This is a genomic window from Pseudomonas sp. P1.8 (assembly GCF_001269805.1).
Lineage (GTDB): Bacteria > Pseudomonadota > Gammaproteobacteria > Pseudomonadales > Pseudomonadaceae > Aquipseudomonas.
On record NZ_LHVM01000031.1, the window covers coordinates 1 to 2,825 of the forward strand.

Here is a 2,825-nt window from a genome sequence, read left to right on the forward strand (position 1 = left end):
TCTGCCTGTCGCAGGGCGTCACCCAGGCGGCCGAATATGTCGACGTGCTGGACCTGCCTGCCAGGGTCAGTGCCTTGGCCATCAACAGCCCGCTGTCGGGCATGACCCGCGCCGGTGAGCGCGTGATTGCCGTCGGCCAGCGTGGCCATATTCTGTTTTCCGATGATTCTGCAAAGCACTGGCAACAGGCCGCCGTGCCGGCCAGTGCCGACCTCACTGCGGTGAATTTTCCGACAGCCACCCAAGGCTGGGCGGTGGGTAACGACGGCGTGGTGCTGCACAGCAGCGACGCCGGCGCGACCTGGCAAAAACAACTCGACGGTCGTCAGATCGGCGCCTTGCTGGTCAAGCATTACACGGCTTTGGCGAGTGCCGAGCCGAGCAACGAGCAATGGCCCCAGTTGGCTATGGAAGGCCAACGACTAGCCGATCAGGGCGCGGACAAACCGCTGCTCGGCGTCTGGTTCGCCAACGAAAAAACCGGCTACGTGGTCGGCGTGTTCAACCTGATCCTGCGCACCGACGACGGTGGCCAGACATGGACGCCGTATCAGGACCGCACCGAGAACCCCCAGGGTTTCCACCTCAACGCCATCGCCTCCACCGGCGACAGTGTGTACATCGCTGGCGAGCAAGGCCTGTTGCTCAAATGGGATGACAGCGCCCAGCGTTTCGCCGCCGTGCCAACGCCGTATCAAGGCAGCTTCTTCGGTGTCGTCGGCCAGCCCGGCGAAGTGCTGGTGTATGGCTTGCGCGGCAACGTGTTGCGCAGCACCGACGGCGGCCAGAACTGGACCGCGCTGGACAGCGGCCTGCACGTCAGCATCACCGCCGGCCTGATCGATGCCCGTGGCCATTACCGCCTGTTCACCCAGGGCGGGCAGATGCTGGTCAGCCAAGGGACTGGCGCGCAAATGCGTCTGACGCAGCAACCGGCGCGCGCACCGGTTGCCGGCGCCACCCAGTCCGCCGATGGTGCACTGGTGGTCGCGGGCAGCCGCGGCGCCCAGACGCTGACCGTCGATCCAGCCCTCGAACCCTAAGAGCGAGAACCCAGACATGGGCAATATCAAACAAGACGCCATGCCGGTGATTCGCGAACTGCGCGATTTCGACCAACGCTCCGGCAACCTCCTCGAACGGCTGGTGTTCAACTACCGCCCGCTGTTCATGCTGCTGATGGCGCTGGCCACCGTGGTCCTGGGTTTCATGGCCGTGACGCGCCTGGAGTTGCGGCCAAGTTTCGAAAAAATGATTCCGCAGAGCCAGCCCTACATCCAGAACTTCCTGGAAAACCGCGCTTCACTGCGCGGCCTGGGCAACTCGGTGCGGGTGGTGGTCGAGAACACCCAGGGCGATATTTTCGACCCCGCTTACCTCGATGTGCTCAAGCAGGTCAACGACCAGCTGTTCCTCACCGAAGGCGTCGACCGTGCGTGGATGAAGTCGCTGTGGAGCCCGGCCGTGCGCTGGACCGAAGTCACCGAGGACGGTTTCCAGGGTGGCCCGGTGATGCCCGACAGTTATCAGGGCTCGCCTTCGGACATTGAACAGCTGCGCCAGAACATCTCCCGTGCCGGTATCGTCGGCAGCCTGGTGGCCAGCGATTTCAAGTCGACCATGCTGATCGTGCCGCTGATGGACAAGGCCGCCGCCGGCGGCCAACGCATCAACTACCACGCCTTCTCGCAGATGCTCGAAGAGCAGTTGCGCGACAAGATCGAATACGCCGGCGACAGCGCGGCGCGTAAATCCGGGGTCGAAGGCAGCGGCCATTACAAAGTCCGGGTGATCGGCTTCGCCAAACTGATGGGCGACCTGATCGACGGCCTGATCCAGGTGATGATGTTCTTCGGCCTGGCCGTGGTCACCTCGCTGATCATCATCTATGCCTACACCCGTTGCGTGCGCAGCACCCTGCTGGTGGTCGGCTGCTCGCTGGTTGCGGTGGTCTGGCAACTGGGCATCGTCGCCTGGCTCGGTTACGCCATCGATCCGTACTCGGTGCTGGTGCCGTTCCTGATCTTCGCCATCGGCGTGTCCCACGCCGCGCAGAAGATGAACGGCATCATGCAGGACATCGCCCGTGGCACCCATAAACTGATCGCCGCGCGCTACACCTTCCGCCGTCTGTTCATCGCCGGGGTCACCGCGCTGCTGGCCGACGCCGTGGGCTTCGCGGTGCTGATGCTGATCGACATCCCGGTCATCCAGGACCTGGCGATCACCGCCAGCATCGGTGTCGCGGTGCTGATCTTCACCTCGCTGTTGCTGATGCCAGTGGCATTGTCTTACGTCGGTGTCGGCGCGAAAGCCGCCGAGCGTGCGCTGAAAATCGACAACCGCGCCGAGAAGCACAAAGGCTTCGGCAAACTGTGGGACGCGCTCGATCGCTTCACCACGGCCAAGTGGGCCACCGGCGCCGTGCTGGTCGCGGTGTTGATGGGCATCGGCGGTTTCGTGGTCAGCCTTGACCTGAAGATCGGCGATCTGGAAAGCGGGGCGCCGGAGCTGCGCGCCGACTCGCGCTACAACCGCGACAACGCCTACATCACCCAGCATTACGCGCTGTCCAGCGACCTGTTCGCGGTGATGATCAAGACCGCACCGGAAGGCTGTCTGAACTACAAGACCCTGGTGCTGGCCGATCGTCTGGCCTGGGAGCTGCAACAGTATCCGGGCGTGCAGGCGACCTCGTCGTTGGTCAACGCGGTACGCCAGATCACCGCCGGTACTTATGAAGGCAACCCCAAGCTCAACAGCATCCAGCGCAACCAGGACGTGCTCAACTACGCCGCGCAGCAAGCCTCGGTCAACTCCCCGGA

General features: G+C 63.7%; 2 protein-coding genes. Both read left to right on the top strand.

What is annotated here, in order from left to right; genetic code table 11:
* Positions 1 to 5 precede the first annotated feature (5 nt).
* The gene (locus AD668_RS28245) at positions 6 to 1,043 is read left to right on the top strand and encodes a YCF48-related protein (RefSeq protein WP_053164491.1); all 1,038 of its coding nucleotides are present in this window, start codon (positions 6 to 8) and stop codon (positions 1,041 to 1,043) included.
* Positions 1,044 to 1,059: 16 nt separating this feature from the next.
* The coding region (locus tag AD668_RS28250) for an RND family transporter (protein WP_053164488.1) at positions 1,060 to 2,825 on the top strand (1,766 nt) is incomplete at its 3' end.